Origin of the sequence: Tunturibacter gelidoferens (assembly GCF_040358255.1) — a bacterium.
In the GTDB taxonomy this organism is placed as follows: Bacteria; Acidobacteriota; Terriglobia; order Terriglobales; family Acidobacteriaceae; genus Edaphobacter; species Edaphobacter gelidiferens.
Map to the genome: position 1 here is coordinate 1,755,376 of NZ_CP132938.1, position 23,206 is coordinate 1,778,581.

Sequence of the window (23,206 nt, forward strand, 5' to 3'; positions counted from 1 at the left end):
ACTGAACGATCATTCAGTATCCTTCTCGCGTCGGAGCAACGCTCTTTTCACGAAGCGATCCAAGGTGTTCAAGCGTATCTCTCGATCTCAACAGACGCGGCATCGAATGACAACGCCGCATCGCTCGAAAGAGTCAAACGACACGATGCAAAGGATGAGGTAGGAACTACATGCGCATACTGACGTACATTCGGCAGGTTCTCGACGCCGAAGAGAGCGTGCACATCGCGAACAACGCCGTCGCGCTCGAAAACAGCAAGCTCGTCATGGACACCATGGACGAGTACGGGGTCGAAGAGGCGCTGCGCCTCCGCGAGAGCGGCATCGAAGCCGAGATCGTAGCCGTAGCTGTAGGCCCCGCCCGTGTGCAGGACGCCCTCCGCACCGCCCTCGCCATGGGTGCCGACCGTGCTATCCACGTCGAAACCGACATCCGTCTCGACGCCATCGCACTCAGCAAAGTCCTCGCCCAGCTCGCCAAGCAGGAAGAAGCAACCCTCATTCTCTCCGGCGGTCAACAGGCCGACTGGGACTCGCACGCCCTCGCCGCCGCCACCGCCGAGCGCCTCAACTGGCCGCAGGTCACCTGGACCAGTGCCCTCGCACTCGCAGGCACCATCCTCACCGGCAAGCACGACGCCGACGAAGGCAGCGAATCCTTCACGCTCGAGCTCCCTGTCGTTGTCACCACCCAGCAAGGGCTCAACGAGCCGCGCTATCCCACGCTCCCCAACATCATGAAGTCGAAGAAAAAAGAGCTCCGCAAAGAGTCCCTCAACCAGTTCGACGTAACGCCAAAGCTCAACTTCGTCAGCGCCGAGATCCAGGTCAAAAATCGCCTCAACAAAATCCTCGATGGCAAAGACGCCCCTGCTGCCGCCGCGCAACTCGTAGATCTTCTCCGCAACGAAGCAAGGGTGATCGCATGATTCTCGTCGTCGTGGAGTATGCCAATGGAAAAGTAAGCAAGAGCACCTGGGAGATGATCACCGCGGCTCGCGAATCAGGCCGCGAAGGCCCCGTCACCGCGTTAGTCCTCGGCAGCAACATAGCAGCAGTCGCCGCGGAAGTAGCCAAAGCCGTAGACCAGGTTCTCGTCGCCGATCTCCCCGCACTCGCCCAATACGATCCCGAACTATGGTCCGCCGCCGTCGCCCAGATCGCAACCGAAGGAGAAGCCTCTCTCGTCCTCCTCGGCGGCAGTCGCAGCGGCCGCGAGTACAGCCCCCGCGTTGCCATCAAACTAGACGCGCCCCTTCTCGAAGACGTCATTTCCCTCAAGGCCACCGGTGAAACCATCACCGCACAGCGCTACACCTTCCTCGCCCGTGTCACCGAGACCATCGAGTCCACCGCGCCCATCGCGGTAGCCACTATCAAACCCGGCGTCTTCAATGCCGCAACCCCGAAGGCCGAAGCCGCCGAACAGTTCGACGTCGACCTCAGCCTTCCCGCGCCACGACTCAAAGTCACCGGCAAGACCGCCGAGCGCAGCTCACGCATCTCGCTCTCCGAGGCCGAGATCGTCGTCTCCGGCGGCCGCGGTGTAGGCAGCGCCGAAGGCTTCACCCAATATGTCGAAGCCCTCGCCGACCAGCTCGGCGCCGCAGTCGGAGCCACCCGCGCCATCGTCGACGCAGGCTGGCGCCCCTACTCCGAACAAGTCGGCCAGACCGGCAAGACCGTGCAGCCTAAGACCTACATCGCCATCGGCATCTCCGGCGCGGTCCAGCATCTATCCGGCATGAACAAGAGCAAAACCATCGTCGCCATTAACCGCGACGCTGAAGCCCCCATCTTCAAAATCGCCGACTACGGCATCATCGGCGACGTAACCCAGCTAGTCCCAGCCATCCTCACCGAACTCAAAAAATAGTCGCTGGGTTCAAGCTAAAGAGCACTCAGCTTCTGCTGTCAAAAGAGATCTCTTATCGAAGCCAGCCTTTGCCGGAGAGATCGCTTGAAGAGATCCGCCTTTAGTAAAGTCGTCTGGTTTTGCTGTTGCCCGTTCTTTTATTTGTCATTCCGCACCCTGAGCGTAGCCGAATGGGGGAGGAATCTACTGTTACTCCTTCTGCGCCGCGTTATCGCCCGGAGTTCAGTCGCTATAAAGGCAGGTTAGATATTCAAGACACGATGCTCGTCTCAAGGATCTTGCATCTAGGTACCCCAAGGCTTTAGCCTTGGGTCTCTCAATCCGCCACTAACGTGGGACTTTAGCCCCTGGGGTATGTCTTTCATCCCGCGCTTCGTAGAAAGATCCAACAGCGCATAGAAACGACTCAATTCAGATCGTCATCACAAGCTAGACGAGCGTCTCAAGCCCAATGCTTCCATTCCCCCAGAAGATCGCCTTCCTCCTCTTCGCCGTCGTCACCCTCGCGCTGGGCTTCCACGGCTTCTATCGCCTCTACCTCCGCATCCGGCGAGGCACCCCAGACCCCGAACCTCGCTTCAACAAACTCCCGCGCCGCCTCCTCTATGCCCTCACCACCACGCTCACCCAGCAGCGCACCTTCAAAAAGCGTCCAACCATTGGCCTCTTCCACTCCTTCATCTTTTACGGCTTCATCTTCTACGGCCTTGTCAACCTCGTTGACGCCGCCGAAGGCTACCTTCCTTTCCTGACAATTAACGGCCTTTCTTCAAATCGCATCGGTGCGCTCTATGCCATCATCATCGTCGTCGCAGCCTACAGCTTCCTCGCCGACCTCCTCAGCTTCCTGGTCCTCCTCGGCGTCGTCGCGCTCGTCATCCGCCGCTTCGCCCTCCCCAGCCGCACCGACTTCCGCTTCAACCCGCGCACCCTCCTCCACAAAGACGTCCAACAATCCAAGATCACCCGCGACTCTCTCATCGTCTCCGCCTTCATCCTCTTCCACGTCGGCAGCCGAGCCATCGGAGCCGGAGCGAAGATCGCCGCCGAAGGTCCCGACCCGCTCCAGCCCTTCGCCACCCTGCTCTCCCACCTCTTCACCCCCGCCAACGCCGAAGCCTTCCGCATCTTCGGTTACTGGGGAGCGCTCGGCTCTGTCCTCGCCTTCCTCGCCTACTTCCCCTACACCAAACACATCCACATCTTCATGGCCCCGGCGAAGTACCTCGTCGCCCGCGAACCCTCCTCCGGCGTCCTGCCTCTCGCGGCCCTCAATCTCGACACCGAAGACGAAAGCGAACCCGACACCAAAGCCGAACCCAATCCCAAAACCATCGGTGCCGCCAAGCTAGAAGACCTGGCCTGGCCCCGCCTCCTCGACGCCTACGCCTGCATCCAGTGCAACCGCTGTCAGGACGTCTGCCCCGCCACCGCCACCGGCAAATCCCTCTCCCCCGCCGCGCTCGAAATCAACAAGCGCATGGAGCTCAACGACCTCGCCGCCGAGCGAAGCCCCTTCAGCTTCACCCCCGCCCCCTTCGAAAAGAACGCTCCCACCCCCCGCCCTCTCCTCCAATTTGCTCTCTCGCCCGAAGCCGCCTGGGCCTGCACCACCTGCGGAGCCTGCATGGAGGTCTGCCCCACGCAAAACGAGCAGATGCTCGACATCATCGACATCCGCCGCAACCAGGTCATGATTGAAGGTGAGTTCCCCAGCCAGCTTCAATCAGCCTTCCGCGGCATGGAACGCGCTCAAAATCCCTGGGGCATCAACCACGAGCAGCGCCTCGCCTGGGCCGACGGCCTCAACGTCAAAACCACCGACGAAAACCCCAACCCCGACGTACTCTACTGGGTAGGCTGCGCCGCCAGCTACGATCCCCAGGCCCAGAAGACCGCCCGCGCCTTCGTCGAGCTCCTCAACCATGCCGAGGTCAACTTCGCCGTCCTCGGCAAAAAAGAGTGTTGCACCGGAGACAGCGCCCGCCGCGCCGGCAACGAGTACCTCTACCGCCAGCTGGCCGACAAAAACGTCTCCACACTCAACACCGTCCAGCCCAAACTCATCGTCGCCAGCTGCCCCCACTGCATGAACTCCATCGGCCACGAGTACAAACAGATCGGCGGCGACTACAAGGTGATGCACCACACCGAGTACCTCGAAACCCTCGTAGCCACCAAAAAACTCACCGCCACGCCCAGCGACGCCACCATCACCTACCACGACCCCTGCTACCTCGGCCGTCACAACGGCGTCTACGAAGCCCCCCGCAACCTCCTCAACATCCTCTCGAACTCCACCCCCGAGCTCCCCCGCAACCGCGAAAACTCCTTCTGCTGCGGAGCAGGCGGAGCCCAGTTCTGGAAGGAAGAAGAGGAGGGAAACGAGCGCATCTCCGACAACCGCTTCCGCGAAGCCCAGCAAACCCTCGCCCCCGCCACCGGAGAAAAAGTCCTCGCCGTAGGCTGCCCCTTCTGCAAGAGCATGCTCGGCAGCACCCCCAGCAAAGCCGACTCCGAAGACATCGCGATCAAAGACGTAGCCGAGCTCCTCCTCGAAGGAGTCCGCCGCAGCAAAGGCCTCACCACCGCCGTCACTCCGCCGCGAAGCGAAGCCACCCCCCAACCCACACTCGAACCCGCGATCATCACCCCCATCGCAGCCCAGCCTCCTTCAGTTGAACCTCATACTCCGGAAGCCCCTCCGGTCGCCACTCCATCCCCCGAGCGCAAAAAATGGCAACCCAAATCAGCCGCACCAACTCAGCCCGCGGAGAATCCCCCCATCGCGGCTCCCGTCACAGAACAGGCTCCATCAACCGCGGCCGTTCAAACGCAGCCCACTCTCGAGCGCAAAAAGTGGCAGCCCAAAACGACGACCGCGCCTCTACCGGAACCAGCAAGCGATCAAACTCCAACCCCTGCGATTGCGCCAATCCAAGAATCAACCGCAGCCGCGCCTGCATCCGAATCCGCTTCCATTCAGGACGTTCAACCTCCCCCGCCCGAACGCAAAAAGTGGCAGCCAAAATCCGCTGCCCCCATCGCCGTCCCTGAATCGGCCCCCACCCCAATCGCGGAATCAGAAACTCCAGCACCCCTCGCGGACGATGTCGCCCCGGCGCGCAAAAAGTGGATCCCCAAAAGACCGACGTAGTCTAGCGGCCCACCTTCACCCACTCCGCCACCCGCCTCAGCATCTCCTTCGCCTGCGGCAAAAACGGAAACTCATTCGCCGAAGCCGCGAACCCATGGTTCATCCCCTCGGCAAACACCTCCGTCACCTCAACCCCTGCCTCCGCCATCCTCTTCGCGTAGGCCTGCCCCTCATCCCGCAGCACGTCATACTCCGCCGTCACTACAAACGCCCTCGGCAGTCCAGCCAGCGAAGTAGCCAGCAGCGGCGCCACCCGAAAGTCCGCCGCCTCCCTCTTGTCGTTTAGATAATGATCCCAAAACCAGATCATCCCCTTCCGCGTCAGCCCATACCCCTCAGCGTTCTCCAGATAAGAAGCCGTTGGCGGATCATAGTAGGCGGTAGTCGGATAGAGCAGAATCTGCCCCGCCAACCCAGTCACACCTTTATCCCGCAACAGCAAAGCCACCACGGTAGCCAATGTCCCCCCGGCGCTATCGCCCCCCACTATCACCCGCGAGGCATCCCCACCCAACTCCCCGGCATGCGCCATCACCCACTCCGTCGCGGCCAGGCAGTCCTCCAGCCCCGCCGGAAACTTGTGCTCCGGAGCCAGCCTGAAGTCCACTGAAACCACCACCACTCCGGCCTCTTTTGCCAACGCCCGGCAGTACGGATCATGCGTCTCCAGCGTCCCCGCCACCCACCCCCCGCCATGGAAGAACACCACCACCGGAGCCGAGCCACCTGATTCCGGCGCAAAAACCCGCACCCCAATCTCCCGCCCTGCAGCACCGATCGTCCGATCCGCCACACGAACATCAGCGTACTCCGGCATCGGAACAAACCGCGCCATCATCTCAGCTCTCTCAGCCCGGGCTTCTTCTGGAGTTTGCAGCTCAACCGGAGGCCGCGCCAACGACTTACCCACATTCAGAATCGCCTGTACCTTTGCATCCAACGGCATGGACCCATCTTATCCCCGTTGGCACGTGATAATCCTTACCCATGCACATCGCCGGATCCTGGATCCTTCTCGTCTTCCTAACCCTCGCCACCGCACTCATTCTGCTCGTCCTTCACCTCACCAAAGCCGGTCAGATCATCCACCAGCAGATCCCCGACCACCCTCAGCGGCGTCTCTTCCTCGCCTCGGTCAGCTTCTTCATCACCTTTCTCGCCGTACGCCTTCTGGTAGCCTCCATCACCCATCACATTGGACCCTTCGGTTATGTCGAAATGGGCGGCCGCCACATCCACCATCTCGTCTGGGGCATCCTCCTGCTGCTTCTCTGCGGCTACGCCGAACTCGCAGACGTCGGCACCGGAGACGCCTCCCTCTCCATCCTGCTCAGCCGGCTCCTGGCTCTCAGTTACGGCATCGGTGCCGCCCTCACCCTCGACGAGTTCGCCCTTTGGCTGAACCTCGACGCCGCAGCCTACTGGTCCCACGAGGGCCGCGAAAGCATCGACGCCATCGTCCTCTTCGGCGCCCTGCTCTCCATTGGCGCCTGGGGAGCACCGCTCTTCCGATGGATCGCGCGGCCACGCCACCGCGCCCAGCCGAATTAAACAACACCGGCGCCCCGAAGGACGCCAGCGTCAAATAATAAAGTTGAGACTAAAGAGAATCGAAATTCCGCCGATAAAGCAGGCAAGTCCTAGTTCTGATAGGTCAGCAACTCGAGCTTCACCGGATCAATGCCCGTGCTCACCATCCGAAGCTGCCTCGCAGCGCCGAGCGACAGGTCGATCACCCGCCCGGGGAACAACGCCCCTCGGTCGGTAATCGTCACAATGACTGACCGATGGTTCCGCAGATCGGTCACCTTGACCTTGCTGCCGAACGGAAGGGTCTTGTGCGCTGCGGTCATCTCGTTCATATCGAAGATTCGACCGCTCGCCGTCCGGCGTCCCTGCCACATCTCCCCATACCAGCTGGCAAAACCGCTCTTTATCCTGGTCAACACCGTCGCCTTAGGCATGCGCACCGTGGTCACGATCTCCGACGGGGTGACATCATGCATCACCGTCGTCGGTTCTGCCGCCCGCGCGGACGCCGGAATGGCGTTGTCCGTCGCAAAGGCCGACAGAACGACCATCGCCGCCAAAGTAAAAGCGGTCCGGGCCCTCCCTAAGGTGATTGCGCTACGTTCGTTTCCGGGTGTCGTTTGCATCCCTTAAGTATAAGAAATTCAAGGCTTAAAGGGTATTTTTTGTGTACAAAAAACGCCCTCGGTTCACCATACCCAAGCCCCCTTGTCAACCCTTTTCCGGGTTGCCTGAACGACCAAAAAAAGTGAAAGTATTTCCCGTTTTGGCAACTCCACGTTATAAACGAGTTACCTGCCGTCAAAAGGAAGGCAGGGCTGCTGTCCGGTCAGTACTCTTCGTTTTTTATTTCCTCCCAGCGTCGAACAAGACCCAGACAACGCCGTGCGACAAGAGGGGGATATCCCCGCGCACCCCAAAAAGCCTCCGCGACCGAAGCCAGCGGTCCGTTCGGAGGCCCCCCAAACTCGATTGGCTCAGGCCTCTTAGGGTTCACAGGACGTGGTCGGAGTCAGGCGCCGAGAGTAACGTGCGATTTGCCGACAATCGCCCAGAACCCGTTAGTGAGCTTCTTTGACCTATTGGCTCAGGAAACAGGGCCCACCAATACCATCTACAACTTGTGCAGCGTTCCGAATCGAAATCTTGAGCCTGCCGCCGCCAATCCCGCACGTCCGCCTTTTCAAATCCACGAACTGGCAATTGGCACACTAACTCCTCCTCGAAGAATCGGGATACACTTGAATCCCTAAACAGAGGGTGCAACCTATCTGGGCAGGTAAGCGCCTCTGTTCAATAAGCTCTCCATGGTCTATTTCGCAAGCGACGGAGCACCTAAATGAGTAATCGCATGAGTGTTTTATCGCGTCGACTTGGGCGCTTCGCGGGAGGCTTCTCATTCGCAACCGTCGCCTTTTTCTCAATCGGGTTGTATGCCGACGCCAGCACGAAAGGCCAGGTAGGATTGCTCTTCGCTGGCCTTGTTTTGGTGTGCCTGTTCGCCAGCTTCTTTTTGTGGCTGGCGCACGGCTTCGCGTGGGCGATGATCCCAGAGAAGCCTGCAGAGGAGAAGAGGCCCGCGGAGGCATTGAAACCTGCGGACCAGCTGAAGCCTGCGGAGTCGATGAAACCATCAGAGCCAGAGAAACCAGCAGAGCTGGTGAGATCTGCAGAGGCGAAGAGGCCTGCTGAGGAGATAAAACCTGCGGAGGAGAAGGTGATCGTCTCAGAGGATCCTCCCGACGCGAAATACACCATCACCGGAAAGCGCGTCTACTGACCCTAGAGAGCTTGCCAACTTGACCGGAAGTAATCCCGTAGTGCCCGCAAAGTCCGGTTTTGAGCAAGTTCGCAAAACCACATCCTACTATTCGAGGATTCGATCTGGATCGGCAGTCCAGATCGCGCCGATTTACGTGGTGATGTGGGAGAGTAGTGCGTGCGTGACGACGTTGCGCTAGGTCGTGACATATCATTGCAATCAGTCGCCGCCAAGAAATGTTGTCAAGCCCCGAAACGTCTAAAACCCGCGTCAATCCAGCACTTTCGCGTGGCGTATGAGTTATGGGTCAATCGCTATAATGGATACAGAGAAAGAGAAAGCCCGGCATCAAGTCGGGGCTTTGCTGTCTGCAACCGATAACTCCTTTGATTGGAATAATTTGCGCGTAAGCCTTTTATTATGACTATTTTACGAAATGGCAGTTTTTTGTAAACCATTAGAAATAAAAGGGTTATACGAAAATACCCCCCGGGGGGTGCCTCCCGGGGACTATGCAAATACCAGGCACTGTGGTCGAGAAAGAGGAAAACTCTTCCCCGCGTCAGTCAGCTTGCCCGTCTTCACATCGCGAGCCAGCACCGATATATTGTCCGACTCCTGATTCGCGATCAACAGCCACCGTCCACTCGGATCAAGCGTCAGGTGGCGTGGAACCTTACCGCCGCACGGCAACCGGTCTACCAGCGTGAGCTTGCCGTCGTTCGGCGAGATCGCGAACGTGACCACAATGTCGTCGGAGCGGTCCGTCGCGTAGGCGAAGCGTGCTCCATGATCGATCACGATGTCGTTCCCGGTGGTCACGCCCGAAAATCCGTCGGGCCTCATCACAACCTCCTGCACCGTGTCGAGCGCCCCGCGCTGTGAGTCCCAGCGCAGCACCACGACCGACGAAGTCATCTCGGTCACACAGTACGCAACCTTGCCGTTCGGATGAAAGCGTAGCGCCCGAGGTCCCGCCCCCGGAGCCGACTTCCACGCTGCCGGTTCATTAGGAGTCAGCTTCGCCGTCGCAGCATCCAGCCGATAGATGTGAATCTCATCGATCCCCAGGTCGTTGACCAGCAGAAACCGGTTATCCGGCGACACCGTCACCCGGTGAGCATGCGGAGCCTCCTGCCGCTCCTTATCCGGTCCGTGTCCGCTGTACTGAAAGAACGAAACCGCGGGACTCAACTCACCACCCGCTCCAACTGCGAACGAGGCCGCGCTGCCGCCGCCGTAGTTCGCCGCAAACGCCGCCCTCCCAGTACCGTCGAAGGCGACGTGGCAAGTTCCTCCGCCGCCCGAAGCAACCTGATTGACCTTAGACAGCCGCGTCTTGGTGCGGTCCAGAGTAAAAGTCGACACCGCACCGCTGTCCCTGCCCCCGAACTTGTCCAGTTCATTGGCCACAAGGACGGTCCTCCCATCAGGAGCCAGCGCCAGAAACGTAGGATTCTCCGCCTCAGCCGCAAGGCCAAGCGCCGTCAGATCTCCGGTCGACGCCACAAAGGAGTACGCGTAGATGCCCTTGCTGGAACCCGAGGTCTGTGTCCCAACCAGCAGCCGGGCCCCATCCTTTGCCGCCGCAAACCCAGCCCTGCCCATCACCGATAACGCTGCCGAACCGAAAATAAATCCACGCCGATTAATCTGTCTCAATCTCAGCTCCTTTTTCCCTCATCCACAATAACGTGATTTGCAGATAGTCTGTTTGCTACAGCGGTTGAGCGTGCCTCTCCTCAAAAGCTGCCTCCAAGGAAGCAAGCAAAGTGTCTCAAGGCTCGAACTCCTCCTTCAACTCGCCATTCCATCGACTTCGTGGCCGCATCATCGTCTCCTGTCAGGCTGCAGAAGGTGATCCGCTCGACGATCTCGACACGCTCACCCGCATCGCAACCTCCGTCCTGCGCGGCGGAGCAGGCGGTCTCCGAGCCGAAGGCACAGCACGCATCATTGCCTTCCGTGCCCTCACCCAACTTCCCATCATAGGCATCATCAAGACCTACGACGCCAACGGAGACGTCTACATAACCCCCAGCTTCCACTCCGCCAAAGCCGTCAGCGACGCTGGAGCCGACATCATCGCCCTCGACTGCACCGCTCGCCGCCTCACCGCCCCTGAACCCTGGCCGGAACTCATCCCTCGCATCCACTCCGAGCTGAACCGCCCGGTACTCGCCGACATCGCCTCCCTGGATGACGCCCTCGCAGCCGAGCGCGCCGGGGCCGATGCCGTCGCCACAACCCTCTACGGCTACACCGCCGAGACCAGAGGCATCCGCACTCCTTCCTGGCCCTTGCTCCAATCCCTGGTCGCTCACTTGACAATACCCGTCCTCTTGGAAGGCCACATCACCCACCCACCGGAGGCCCTGCTAGCCCTGGACATGGGTGCCACCGCCGTCGTCATAGGGTCCGCCATCACTCGTCCCGAGACCATCGCAAATCGGTTTGTGCAAGCGACTCGACCGGCAGACGGCTAATTTTCCTGCGAACAATTTGGCAAAGCAGTATAGTCATCTAGACAATACAAGAAACGTGTGCACGAACAGGGGATTGAAATGGCACTTGGAGTCACGGGAGAAAGCTCTATCACCACGGTCGAGACCAGCAGCAAGAATTACACCGTTCCACTAATGCTGATGGTCTCTTTGTACTTTGGCATTGGTTTCATCACCGCTCTGAATGACATCCTGGTTCCTCACTTCAAGGATCTCTTCCATCTCACGAACGTCACTGCGCTGCTGGTCCAGTTCTGCTTCTTCGGAGCGTACTTCGTAATGTCGCTCCCGTCAGGATGGATCGTCGGACGGATCGGCTACAAGCGCGGGATCGTGGTCGCGCTGTCAGTCATGGGGCTTGGCCTGCTTCTGTTTCTTCCGGCCTCCATCATCATCTTTTATCCACTGTTCCTCTTCGCACTATTCGTCGTTGGCAGCGGCCTGGCACTTCTCCAGGTAGCCATTAATCCCTACGTCGGTGCATTGGGACCTCCGGAGACAGCGGCTTCTCGGCTAAATCTGGCTGGGTTCTTCAACTCGATTGCTACAACTTCCGCTCCCCGAGTTGGCGCTGCCTTCATCTTCATAGCCGCGGGTGCCTCGACGGCGCAACTCGCCCACTCTGTGCGGAAGCCCTACCTGATTCTCGCCATCTGCGCTTTTGCCATGGCAGTCATCACAGCCTTCGTGCAGTTACCCGACGTCATTGAAAAGGGCGATTCCAAATCCGGTGCTGATGGAAGCGCATGGAGCTTCAGCCATCTAAGACTGGGTGCGCTCGCGATCTTCTTCTATGTGGGAGCCGAGGTTGCCATTGGAAGCATCATGATCACCTATCTTGGCCAGCCATCGATGGGGGGCTTGAGCCACGAGGTCGCTGCGCGATACGTCTCCTACTATTGGGGGCTATCCCTGATAGGCCGCTTCGTCGGATACTTCGCGATGCGCTGGATTCGAGCTCAAAGGGCACTTGCTGTCGTCTCGCTGGTTGCTGCCGGCCTCATTGCTCTCACCGTCGCAGCCCATGGGCACATCGCTATGTGGGCGGTAGTTTTTTGCGGCCTTTGTAACTCGGTCATGTGGCCCTGCATCTTCCCGCTGGCGGTAAAGGGGTTGGGAAGATTCACGAGCCAGGGCTCCGGAATTCTAATCACGATGGTCGTCGGTGGGGCAGTGATCCCGGAAATTCAGGGTTTTCTCGCCGATACGCTTGGCTATCAGCACAGCTTCGCGATTGTTTTGCTTTGTTACGCTTACATTTTCTTCTTCGCAATCAGGGGGCATCGCAATCTGAACTCAGCCGATGCATCGCTCGCTCCGAGCTCAGCCCTTATTCAATAGTCGTGGTTGGCACGCGGATCGAAGCACGATATCTGTCGCCGCGATAACGGGAGCAGGCTACCTCGATCGGTGTCTCTTCGGTGGTCATAATGGTCCGCGAGATAGAAAGGATACTCGCCTTCTTTGGGATTGTCAGTAAATCGGATTCTTCGCGAGTCGCGGGCAGCGCCTCGATCACCTCATCGGCCCAGGCCACGCGCACACCAAATGTTTCGCGAAGGACGAAGTAGAGGGATTGCTTCGCGAAATTGATCTTCTCAAGACCTGGAAATTGTTTTAGTGGAATATGAGATAGTTCGAGCGCCATCGGAATTCCGTCAGCGAGCCGTAGTCGACGCAACCGCATCACAGCCTCTCCCGTTTCGACCTTCAACTGCTCCGCGAGTTCTGCCGTCGCTTTCACCACCGTTTGCTCGATTAGTTTTGAACTCGGGGCCATACCGAGATGCTTCATATCTTCGGTAAACCCGCGCAAATGCATGATGTTCTTCTCGAGTTTTGGTCGGGTGACAAACGTGCCGCGCCCCTTTTGGCTAATCGCGAAGCCGCTAGTCTTCAACCCGTGTAGAGCTTGCCGGGCCGTCATTCGACTCACCTGGTAGATCCGCGCCAGTTCCTCCTCAGAAGCCAGAGGGTCCCCTGTGGATAGCTCCCCCGAGTGAATCTTTTCCATCAAGGCCCGCTGAATCTGGTAGTACAACGGTATGAATCCGCTCTTATCCAGGGGACGTACGGCTGAAACAGTTTGATTTTGAGGCTTCGACACTCTATCTCCTGAGACCTTCCGACATTATTTGTGTCTGCATGGCTCGCAGCGACGCCGGATGGGCAGTTTCAGCCAGCATCTTGTGGACACAACATATCGAAATAATTGACGTCCCTTGTCTTTTTAGTCTTAACGCGGTTCAGTTGTCTATACACACCTTGTCAGACGTGGGTAACAACAGGTAGCGGATTCAGCGAGCTGTGTTGGCTGAACGCAAGATAGGAGCGACTCCACTTCATGCAATCATTGATCTTCCCGACAAGAAGGTTTGTATGACCTCCGCAGAAGGTGATAGCACGGTGATATTGGCTTCGCGACCCTCGTCGAGACTGCCCCAGCTGTCATCGATGCCCATCAGTCGAGAAGGATTTCGCGATGCGGCAGCGACAGCGGTATCCATGCTTGCGCTGGTAAAGTTGATGAAGTTCTGCACTCCGCGGTCCAGAGTCAATACGCTGCCTGCAAGAGTGCCATTTGAGGTGCAGCGCCCGTCACGCACTTCAACCTTCATGTCGCCCAGCATGTAAGTCCCGTCAGGCATTCCGGTGGCACTCATACCATCGGTCACCAGAATGATGCGGTCCTTATCCTTTGCTTTGAAGAAGAGCCTGACCATTAAGGGGTCCACGTGAATGCCGTCACAGATGATCTCGGCAAACAGTAAATGCTTATCCAGTACATAGGCCGCTAATCCAGGCTCCCGATGATCAATGGCCCGCATTGCATTGAACGTATGGGTTGCGGAACGCGCTCCAGCCACAAAGCCGGCATCCGCCTCGCAGACCTTGGCATCGCTGTGTCCCATGCTGCAACGAACGCCAAGCGCAGTGGCATGCGCGATCAGTTCAGTCGCCCCGGGCAGCTCGGGAGCAATCGTCATAAGGCGAATCTGGCCTTCTGCTGCCTGCCAGAAACGATCGAACAGTGAGACAGTGGGCACTTGCAGCAGAGCATCCGTATGTACGCCACGTTTCAAGTGAGAGAGAAACGGCCCTTCGAGATGTATTCCCAGAGGCGTGGCGCCACAGACGACAGCCGCCGCTCTCAGTCTGATCTCAGTCGCGAGTCCCGTCAAAGAGCGTAGAGTCTCGTCCGTCGGAGACGTGACCGTGGTCGGAAAGTATGCTCCCACACCCCGGCTGGAAAGATAGGACCCAATCGCGTCCAGCGCCTCCGCGTCGGCCTCCATGACATCGTGTCCAGCGCAACCGTGAATATGTATGTCGACATAAGCCGGTACCAGGGTGGCCTCAGGAAATCTATATGTTGCCTCTGTCAATTTGTGGTCAGCCGCGTTCAGGCTCTCTATCTGGCTGATCCGACCATCTTCTACTCTAACGAGCGGGTATTCGACCGCCGCGTCTGAACTTATGAGTCTCCGCGCCGCTATCGTACTAATCATTGCCGCCCTTTCGTTAACTCCACGCTAAACGCAAGCTCTAGTTAACCATGTTCTGAACCTTCGCGCGGACATCGCGAAGGCTATGAGCCGTCGTCACCACGTTCGTAAACAAAGCTATCCTTGATATCGCAAATCCAGTATAGTCGTACATACAAGTTTGGCGAAGCAGAGATTTCATCTTTCAATACAGGTCATTGTCGATGATGCATAGTCTGCATAAGCTTGATCTAAGCGACTGCTTCCCCCATAGCTCAACGGTAGTGCTCAACCGTCTTCAACGGGTCAGTTGCTCCGCAGCGCTGCCCGCCATCCCTTAACGCAACTAAAAGCAAACGGATGCCAAAGCAAATGACAGAACCGACGCTCACTCCGCAGGAGCTTGTGACATTTCCTCACGCCATGCTGCGTGAGATCTACGAACAGCCCCAAGCTCTCGCCGCGACTATCGAGCAATATGTCCCAGGCGGCGTTTCAACAGCAGAGACGTTTCAACCGGTTGTCGATGCCCTTGGGGGGCGGGAGCGGCTCGTTATTGCCGCCAGTGGCTCTAGCCGACACGCGGGTCTCGCTGGTGAAATCATGCTTGAAGATCTGGCTGGAATCTCTGTCGATGTCGAATACGCCAGTGAATACACCTATCGCTCAACACATACGCTGCATAATCCTGGCGTAGTCGTTATCTCCCAGTCCGGGGAAACAGCCGATACACTTGCCGCTCTCCGAGAGGCCCAAGCCCGGGGACTTGCCACTGTCGCGATCACCAATAATGCTCGTTCCAGCATGGCAACCGAGGCAAGCGCCTCGATGCCAACTTTCGCCGGCGTTGAAAAGGCCATCCCGGCAACAAAAAGCTTTACCACGCAGCTCGCGGTACTCTACTCTCTAGCTCTTCACCTGGCTCGCGTTCGCGGTCGGATGACGCTGCAGACTGCTGAGGCTCACGGCCGCCAGCTTCAGGAGATCCCCGGTCTCTTGCGGACAGCATTGCCGGAATGGCAGAAACAGATTGACGCGCTGACGCCTCAGCTGGCAAGCTCTCGCGCGCTGCTTTACCTCGGTCGCGGTGCTCATTATGCGATCGCCCGCGAAGGAGCGCTTAAGCTTAAGGAATCCGCATATTTGAATGCCGAAGGATATCCCTCAGGGGAACTGAAACACGGTCCCAATGCTCTCGTCAGCAAGGACTCTCCGCTAATTATGATAGCCACTGCTGACGCTGGCGATCCCGATTCACTACTGCGTTATTCCAAGGTCCTACAGCTAATGAAGGACATGCGGGCGCAAGGTGCAAGAATCATTGCCTTGGCGACTAAAGGAGATCAAGAGGTCCCTCAGTGCAGCGACGCCTGCCTCTTTATTCCTGCTAGCAACGATCTGCTCTCGACAATTCTAGAGGTCGTGCCATTTCAACTGCTCGCCTACTCCCTGGCGATCAGTCGGGGCATCGATGTTGATCGGCCCAGAAATCTGGTCAAGGCCGTCACAGAGGAATAGTTCCCGGACAAGCTTCCAGTACCAATCGACCCGTATTCTTAGACGCTGGAAGTAACTTCTGGCTCTAGCAGTGCCTACCCTTGTCCTACTTAGGCGGAGGCGAGTCGTGTCCCATTTCATTTAATAATCTATTCCAAGCGCAATCGCAGAGGGCTTCGTTTGAGTACAAGCAGGCCTCCCCATTGCATTTGTTGGGCTTTCTAACAATATCCAGCGAGATTGGGGCCAAACGAGCCATCGCTATGATGCAACTTTCGTGTAATAGGTAGTGCCGACTCAGGAGGTTACGGTGGGTACTAAAGTTTGGTCGAAGTAACGAGCCAAGGGGACCCTATGAAGCGCTTGTCTCACCGTTCGCCTTGTTTTTCTGTCTCGGTTTTTAGAGGTATTTGCCGAACACGGGTTCTTTTCCCCCTCGTGTTGATGTCAATTCTTTCCTCCGCGGCCTTTGGAACAACGCCTAACCCAACGCCAACTGTCACGACATTGGCAATCTCAGCGACTACGGTCGCCTATCAGACACCAATTACCTTAACGGCAACCGTTACAGCGGGAAATTCGCCAATCAGTGCCGGTTTGGTGCTCTTTTGTGAGGCGACGGCGAAGTTTTGCGAAAATAACTCCGCTTTGGGCATTGCGCAACTGACCTCTCCCGCAGCAACCGCGTCCATAAAAATCGGCAGCGGACCGATTGGAAACCACAGCTATAAAGCGGTTTTCAGAGCGAATAATATTTATGCCAGTAGTGAGTCAAATACAGTCACCTATGCAGTCACGGGCACCTATGCTTCGACCCTAACTCTGGCATCTACAGGCTCCATCGGGAACTACAGTCTCACAGGAACAGTCGCTGGCTTTGGCTCGCTCAATACAGGCCCCACTGGTAGTATTTCGTTCCTAGACACCAGCACAAGTAACAGTTTGCTTGGTACCGAGAACCTTGTCGCATCTACGCTTTCGACAACCTTCCTCCAAAATCAGCCATTTGCCATAGGAGGCAATGGCACCACCCTGAGATCCGTGGCAATCGCGTCGGCCTATCTCGACACCGATAACAACCTAGATGTCGTCACCGGGGACGCTGCCCAAACGATCTCTGTGCTCCTTGGTAATGGAGATGGAACGTTCAAGCCGAAGGTAAACTACGCCGGCTGCGTCGTTGGTAAAGCGCTCCAGATTCTCCTCGCCGATTTCAACCGAGACGGCGTCACTGACATTGCTCTCGGCTGCTCCGATGGTACGAACGGTGGTCTTGTGATCATCCTCGGCAGTGGGGATGGTAAATTCCAGACTCCCGTTTATTATCCGACGGGCGATGTTGCAAGCATTGCCATTGGAGATTTCAATGGTGATGGTCTTCTGGATATTGCGCTCTCCAATAAGTCACAGCAAAACATCACAATCTTTATTGGTGATGGCAGCGGCAAGTTCCTGCCAGAGGCAGTACCTCTCGTTACTCCCGCTCTTGCGCATGGTGTCGTGGTTGCAGACTTTAATCTAGATGGCAAGGACGATGTAGCCTACGCAGTCAACACCGCAACCCCGAATAGTTCGTTGTCAGATCTCTACCTCGCTCTCGGAAACGGTGATGGCACATTCCAACTCCCGACTTCTCCCGTCGCCACCCAGATAGGCGAATTTCTTACCGCTGGCGATACAAACGCCGACGACTTTCCAGACATTATTTCGAGTACGATCACGCGACCGGGAAGCGGCAACAATATTGGAAACAGCCTTTTTGTGCTTCTTGGAGATGGAAAGGGAGATTTCACGACGACGACCTATGTGTCTGACATTCCCTCGGATCCCCACCTTGCCGACGTAAATGGCGATGGAATCCCTGACATCATCGCAGGAGGTAGTACCGGTGCTCTCGTATATCAGGGCAATGGCGATGGAACTTTTCAGAACTATCAGGAGCCTGGCATAGGTGGCTTCGCCCTCACGTACGCTGTAAATGCCGGAGACTATAACAACGACGGCAACGCTGATCTCATCGGAACTGATGCGGACACACCTCGTGCTGCTGTTTCGCTGAGTCAGGTCCAACAGACATCTGTCGCCTCCGCCCTCACTCATGTCGCTGTCTTTCCACTTGGCAGTGGCGTTCATCAAGTGGATGCGAGTTATTCTGGTGACTCCATTTACATAGGCAGCCTCTCAGCCACAGTCCCACTCACTGCGGCGCCTGTAAATACCACACTCACTTTGACGGCATCTTCAACTTCAGCAATTTTGCCTGGACAGTCTGTAGTGTTGACCGCTGTCCTTTCTCCCTACACAGTCGGACCACCGACTACAACAACTGACACTGAGTCTGTTAAGTTCTTCACCGGAACTACCTTGCTTGGTTCCGGAAAGCTTGTGAAAGGAGTAGCCACCCTGACGACAACTGCGTTGCCGATAGGAGCCGACGCCCTCACTGCTACATTCGCTGGAGACTCAAACTACAACCCCAGTAATTCGAACATGGTAACTGCGACAGTTTCTAATGTTCTGCTGAGTTCTTCGCCAAACCCATCAACTTATTTGCAATCTGTTACCTTCACAGGAACCGTAGCTACCGGAAAAACTGGGACGATAACCTTCTTCGATGGCACGAAGAGCATCGGCAGTGGCGTCATATCGGGAGGCACCGCCACACTCACAACTTCTAGCCTTTCGGGGGGTGCGCATAACATCACAGCACAATATAGTTCCAGCAAATCCCCTGTCCTGGTTCAGGTTGTCAATAAGGCAACACCAACTGTAAGTGTCACGACCTCTGGGCCCAGCAACTACGGCGACACTGTTACGATCACAGCTTCGGTCCCCGCCGACGCGACTGGCACAATTGTCTTTACGAGCGGTAGTATCGCCCTTGGCTCTGGAACCATCACGAGTGGCACCGTATCAGTAACTACGAAGCTGCTGACACCGCCAAGCGATCTCATCACGGCCGCTTACAGTGGTGATGGCAACTACAACTCTGCTATAGGAACCACTCTGCAGACGGTGGCTAAAGACAGCCCCACATCGACTCTGACTTCCTCCGCAAATCCGTCCCTACCCGGAGGTCCAGTCACCTTCACAGATACGTTGTCAGCAAACCTATCTGGTACGGTCTCATTTGCGAGCGGTTCAACCCCTCTTGGGAGTGCAACACTGGCGAACGGTGTCGCCACATTCACGACCTCGACGCTTCCACTTGGTAATAATCTCATTACTGCCACATATGGTGGAGACGGAGATGACAATGCTTCCACCTCTACCTTGACTCAAGTCGTTGCGAAGTTGAGTCCTGCGGTGACAGTTACTACTTCCGGTTCGAGCATCTACGGCCATTCGGTCGCGATCACTGCGTCCGTGCCGCCCGGTCCGACCGGCACGATCACGCTAACCAGCGCCGGCGTCACCCTGGGATCAGGCGCAGTCACTTCAACTTCTGGAGCAGTGACGATATCGACCACGATATTGCCGGTAGGAAGTGATCTGATCACGGCAAACTACAGTGGAGACAACGTTAACAATCCGGCGACAGGAGCGACTACTCAGACGGTAACGAAGGCAACTCCTATTGAGACGCTCTCTTCTTCGATCAATCCATCTGCTGCGAACCAGTCAGTGGTCTTTACCGCGTCTGTTCCTTCCAATGCAACCGGTACAGTGACCTTCACTAACGGGTCGACTGTTCTGGGCACCTCAACCTTGATCAGCGGGATAGCGACGGTAAGCAGTACAGTCTTGCCGATCGGTTCCGATACGATCACCGCGACCTACAACGGCGATACGAACAACAACACCGCAACGGCGACTCTGACCCAGATAGTAAATAAGGCGACTCCGACAGTAGTTGTAACTACCTCCGGTTCGAGCACGTATGGCGGTCCTGTCACGATCACGGCGACGGTGCCCCCTGGTACCACTGGCACAATAACGATCACCAGTGGAGGAATGACGCTGGGCTCTGGAACAGTAAATCCGACAACCGGAACTGTAACCGTCAGCACGACGACTCTGCCTGTTGGCAGTGATCCCATCACTGCTTCTTATGGTGGCGATACGAATGACAACCCAGCCACCGGCACTACCACGCAAAGCGTGACCAAGGCCACTCCGATAGTAACTCTAACCTCCTCTGCCAACCCATCTGCGGTGAATCAGTCTGTGACCTTTACCGCTTCGCTTCCATCTGGCGTAACGGGCACGATGACCTTTACCAGTGGTGCAACTCTCCTCGGAACCTCAACGATAACGAGCGGAGCAGCAATCATCTCCACCTCCACCCTGCCGGCAGGAAGCGACACGATCACTGCTACCTACAGCGGCGATACCAACTACAACGCCGCAACAGCTAGCCTCACCCAGTCGGTCGGAAAAAATACGCCGCCCGTAACGGTGACAACCTCTGGATCTAGCACCTATGGTGGTTCGGTCACGATCACGACGACTGTTCCCCCTGGCACAACCGGCACAATTACTGTTACTAGCGGCGGCCTAACTCTTGGTTCAGGAACAGTGAATCCCACAACCGGAACGGTGAGGATTACTACGACCACACTTCCGGTAGGTAATGATCCAATTACGGCTTCCTACGGGGGCGATACAAACAACAACCCAGCCACCGGCACCACCACCCAGACTGTGACCAAGGCCTCTCCTCAAGAAACCCTTTCCTCGTCGATCAACCCATCCGCCGCCAATCAGTCAGTTGTCTTCACGGCATCTCTTCCGTCGAACGCAGCCGGAACAGTAACCTTCACCAGCGGATCGGTTGTTCTGGGCACATCCGTATTAGTGAATGGGATAACTACTGTAAGCACTTCGACGCTCCCGATAGGTTCTGATCAGATCACCGCTACGTATAATGGCGATGCGAACAATAACTCTACAACCGCAACTCTGACCCAGACAGTTAGCAAAGCTACGCCGACGGTCATTGTCACTACGTCTGGTTCGAGCACCTACGGCAATCCGGTCACGATTACGACGACTGTACCTCCTGGCACAACCGGCACAATAACGGTCACCAGTGGAGGCGAGACGTTGGGATCTGGCACAGTTAATCCCACGACCGGAACGGTAACAATCACCACAACGACGCTTCCGGTTGGTAGTAATCCGATCACAGCCTCCTATGGTGGCGATTCGAACGACAATCCCGCGACCGGTTCAACTACCCAAACTGTGACAAAGGCAACTCCTACAGTAAATCTGACATCTTCTACCAACCCGTCTGCTGTGAATCAAGCTGTAACTTTCACAGCCATGCTTCCGACCAGCGTAACTGGGACAGTGACCTTCACGAGCGGTTCGAACATCCTTGGATCGTCAGCCCTGACCAACGGCATGGCAACAGTAATTAGTTCTACGCTTCCGAGCGGGAGTAACACGATCACAGCCACTTACGGTGGTGATGTTAATTACAACACCGCGACGGCAACTCTTATTCAGTCAGTTGGTAAGACGACTCCGACAGTGGTTGTTACTACCTCCGGTTCGAGCACGTATGGAAGTCCTGTCACGATCACGGCGACGGTGCCCCCTGGTACCACTGGCACGATAACGATCACCAGTGGAGGAACGATGCTGGGCTCTGGAACAGTAAATCCGACAACCGGAACTGTAACCGTCAGCACGACGACTCTGCCTGTTGGCAGTGATCCCATCACTGCTTCTTATGGTGGCGATACGAATGACAACCCAGCCACCGGCACTACCACGCAAAGCGTGACCAAGGCCACTCCGATAGTAACTCTAACCTCCTCTGCCAACCCATCTGCGGTGAATCAGTCTGTGACCTTTACCGCTTCGCTTCCATCTGGCGTAACGGGCACGATGACCTTTACCAGTGGTGCAACTCTCCTCGGAACCTCAACGATAACGAGCGGAGCAGCAACCATCTCCACCTCCACCCTGCCGGCAGGAAGCGACACGATCACTGCTACCTACAGCGGCGATACCAACTACAACGCCGCAACAGCTAGCCTCACCCAGTCGGTCGGAAAAAATACGCCGATCTTGCCCCCGCCCGTTGTGTCGTCGTCTAACCTACCCATCGATACACCTGAGACTATTACCGAGACAGTCCCGACAGGGGTGACGGGTACAGTTACTTTTTCTGACGGCATAACTCCATTAGGGTCAGCGACCATTGTGAATGGAGTTGCAACTCTTAACGTTCCATCGCTGCCGCTCGGAGTTGATCCCATTACTGCAGCCACCTCTGGAGACGCGAATAATAATCCGGCTACGTCGCCACCTACTCTAGTAACAGTAGGAAAGACAGCCACAGTTGTAACTCTGACGTCGTCGACTAATCCATCTGCAGTTAGTCAGCCTATAACCTTCTCCGCGGTCGTACATCCTGGGGCAACTGGTTTGGTGATCTTCCTCGACGGTTCTACCACTCTGGGCACTGGAGTAGTCAATATCTCAGGAGTCGCAACCTTTTCCACATCGACATTGACGATTGGGTCTCACCCCATCACTGCATCGTATGGGGGGGACTCGAGCTATAGTTCATCCATCTCCTCGGTGTTAGTACAGGTCATCAGTAAGATCCCGACTATTATCACGATTACCGAAAGCACACCTGCCCAACTGATCAAGACTGGAATAACCTTTACGGCAAACGTCACGGCTTCTAGTCCTAACGCAACGGGCACGGTAACCTTCTTAGATGGTACGACCGTATTGGGAACGACTTCGCTTACCTCAAACGGAGGTGTCGCGGTGTCGCTCAACACGAATGCGAATGCGGCCCTGCTCACCGCGAATCTGGCAATGGGGACACATCAGATCGTAGCGGTGTATTCCGGAGACAGCACCTTCGCATCCAGCACGTCAGCTCCCGCGAACGACATTGTGGAAGACTTCACAAACACAAATAGTGGTCCCGCTAGCCAGAATGTCTTTCCGGGCGCGGCGACAAGCTATAACTTTAGCCTCGCTCCCATAAGCGCGACAACCTTCCTCAATGATGTGACAGTCACGGTCACAGGCTTGCCACCGGGTTCAACCTATACGTTTACTCCATCTGCCGTTGCGGCTGGTAGTGGCGCCACGGGAGTGGTTCTCAACGTGCAAACCAGCAGTTCTCTCACTGCGCGAAATTCCTCACCCCAGGGACCTATTTCCTCAAAGAACGAACTTTCGGTCGCGCTCGGAATGCTTAGCCTTCTCGGCCTCGGAACAATGCGGACACTTCGAAAGAAGATGCCTCGTACTTTGATGCTGGCCCTCCTGACGCTCGGTTCTCTTCTGCCAATCGCCGCACTTAGTGGCTGCGCAGGCGGGTATTTCACTCTCACCCCCACGACCTACACCGTCACGGTAACCGGTATCGAAGGTACCGTCCAACATGCGGCAACCGCCACTTTGATTGTGCAGTAG

14 protein-coding genes are annotated in these 23,206 nt (G+C 56.8%); 9 read left to right on the forward strand and 5 right to left on the reverse strand.

The window, feature by feature from the left end; genetic code table 11:
• The first annotated feature begins 170 nt into the window (after positions 1–170).
• The 3 genes from RBB81_RS07955 to RBB81_RS07965 all read left to right on the forward strand — a co-directional run bounded on the left by RBB81_RS07955 (position 171) and on the right by RBB81_RS07965 (position 5,033).
• Positions 171–929, forward strand: coding sequence for an electron transfer flavoprotein subunit beta/FixA family protein (locus tag RBB81_RS07955; RefSeq protein WP_353073305.1), 759 nt, complete (start codon positions 171–173; stop codon positions 927–929).
• Positions 926–1,876: an electron transfer flavoprotein subunit alpha/FixB family protein gene (locus tag RBB81_RS07960; protein ID WP_353073306.1), complete on the forward strand. Its 951-nt coding sequence runs from the start codon at positions 926–928 to the stop codon at positions 1,874–1,876. The genes RBB81_RS07955 and RBB81_RS07960 overlap by 4 nt, the downstream gene beginning before the upstream one ends.
• Before the next feature lie 451 nt (positions 1,877–2,327).
• Positions 2,328–5,033, forward strand: a complete 2,706-nt coding sequence (locus RBB81_RS07965) for a 4Fe-4S dicluster domain-containing protein (protein ID WP_353073307.1) — start codon at positions 2,328–2,330, stop codon at positions 5,031–5,033.
• Position 5,034: 1 nt separating this feature from the next.
• Here the strand turns inward: RBB81_RS07965 and RBB81_RS07970 are convergent, their stop codons facing one another.
• On the reverse strand, positions 5,035–5,979 hold the full coding sequence (locus RBB81_RS07970; RefSeq protein ID WP_353073308.1) for an alpha/beta hydrolase: 945 nt from the start codon (positions 5,977–5,979) through the stop codon (positions 5,035–5,037).
• Between the two features lie 41 nt (positions 5,980–6,020).
• Between RBB81_RS07970 and RBB81_RS07975 the strand changes: the two genes are divergently transcribed.
• A complete protein-coding gene (locus tag RBB81_RS07975) occupies positions 6,021–6,584 on the forward strand; it encodes a hypothetical protein (protein ID WP_353073309.1) in 564 nt (187 codons plus the stop codon).
• 89 nt (positions 6,585–6,673) lie between these two features.
• On the opposite strand, the gene RBB81_RS07980 is transcribed toward RBB81_RS07975, so the two are convergent.
• Complete coding sequence (locus tag RBB81_RS07980) at positions 6,674–7,114, reverse strand: septal ring lytic transglycosylase RlpA family protein (RefSeq protein ID WP_246373995.1); 441 nt, start codon at positions 7,112–7,114, stop codon at positions 6,674–6,676.
• A 788-nt stretch (positions 7,115–7,902) separates the two neighbouring features.
• On the opposite strand from RBB81_RS07980, the gene RBB81_RS07985 reads away from it, so the two are divergent.
• Complete coding sequence (locus RBB81_RS07985; RefSeq protein WP_353073310.1) at positions 7,903–8,343, forward strand: hypothetical protein; 441 nt, start codon at positions 7,903–7,905, stop codon at positions 8,341–8,343.
• 492 nt (positions 8,344–8,835) lie between these two features.
• Here RBB81_RS07985 and RBB81_RS07990 read toward each other — a convergent pair whose 3' ends face one another.
• The gene (locus RBB81_RS07990) at positions 8,836–9,987 is read right to left on the reverse strand and encodes a lactonase family protein (RefSeq protein WP_353073311.1); all 1,152 of its coding nucleotides are present in this window, start codon (positions 9,985–9,987) and stop codon (positions 8,836–8,838) included.
• Between the two features lie 110 nt (positions 9,988–10,097).
• On the opposite strand from RBB81_RS07990, the gene RBB81_RS07995 reads away from it, so the two are divergent.
• Together RBB81_RS07995 and RBB81_RS08000 are read left to right on the forward strand one after the other, a co-directional pair.
• The gene (locus tag RBB81_RS07995; protein ID WP_353073312.1) at positions 10,098–10,811 is read left to right on the forward strand and encodes an N-acetylmannosamine-6-phosphate 2-epimerase; all 714 of its coding nucleotides are present in this window, start codon (positions 10,098–10,100) and stop codon (positions 10,809–10,811) included.
• Positions 10,812–10,889: 78 nt separating this feature from the next.
• Entirely contained in the window at positions 10,890–12,170 is a 1,281-nt protein-coding gene (locus tag RBB81_RS08000; RefSeq protein ID WP_353073313.1) for a sugar MFS transporter, read from the forward strand.
• Here the strand turns inward: RBB81_RS08000 and RBB81_RS08005 are convergent.
• Together RBB81_RS08005 and nagA are read right to left on the reverse strand one after the other, a co-directional pair.
• Entirely contained in the window at positions 12,160–12,870 is a 711-nt protein-coding gene (locus RBB81_RS08005) for a GntR family transcriptional regulator (protein WP_353073314.1), read from the reverse strand. The genes RBB81_RS08000 and RBB81_RS08005 overlap by 11 nt on opposite strands.
• 301 nt (positions 12,871–13,171) lie before the next feature.
• Entirely contained in the window at positions 13,172–14,338 is a 1,167-nt protein-coding gene (gene nagA / locus RBB81_RS08010; RefSeq protein ID WP_353073315.1) for an N-acetylglucosamine-6-phosphate deacetylase, read from the reverse strand.
• A gap of 336 nt (positions 14,339–14,674) precedes the next feature.
• Here nagA and RBB81_RS08015 point away from each other — a divergent pair, with 336 nt between their 5' ends.
• The gene (locus RBB81_RS08015; protein ID WP_353073316.1) at positions 14,675–15,832 is read left to right on the forward strand and encodes an SIS domain-containing protein; all 1,158 of its coding nucleotides are present in this window, start codon (positions 14,675–14,677) and stop codon (positions 15,830–15,832) included.
• Between the two features lie 1,020 nt (positions 15,833–16,852).
• Positions 16,853–23,206, forward strand: a complete 6,354-nt coding sequence (locus RBB81_RS08020; RefSeq protein WP_353073317.1) for an Ig-like domain repeat protein — start codon at positions 16,853–16,855, stop codon at positions 23,204–23,206.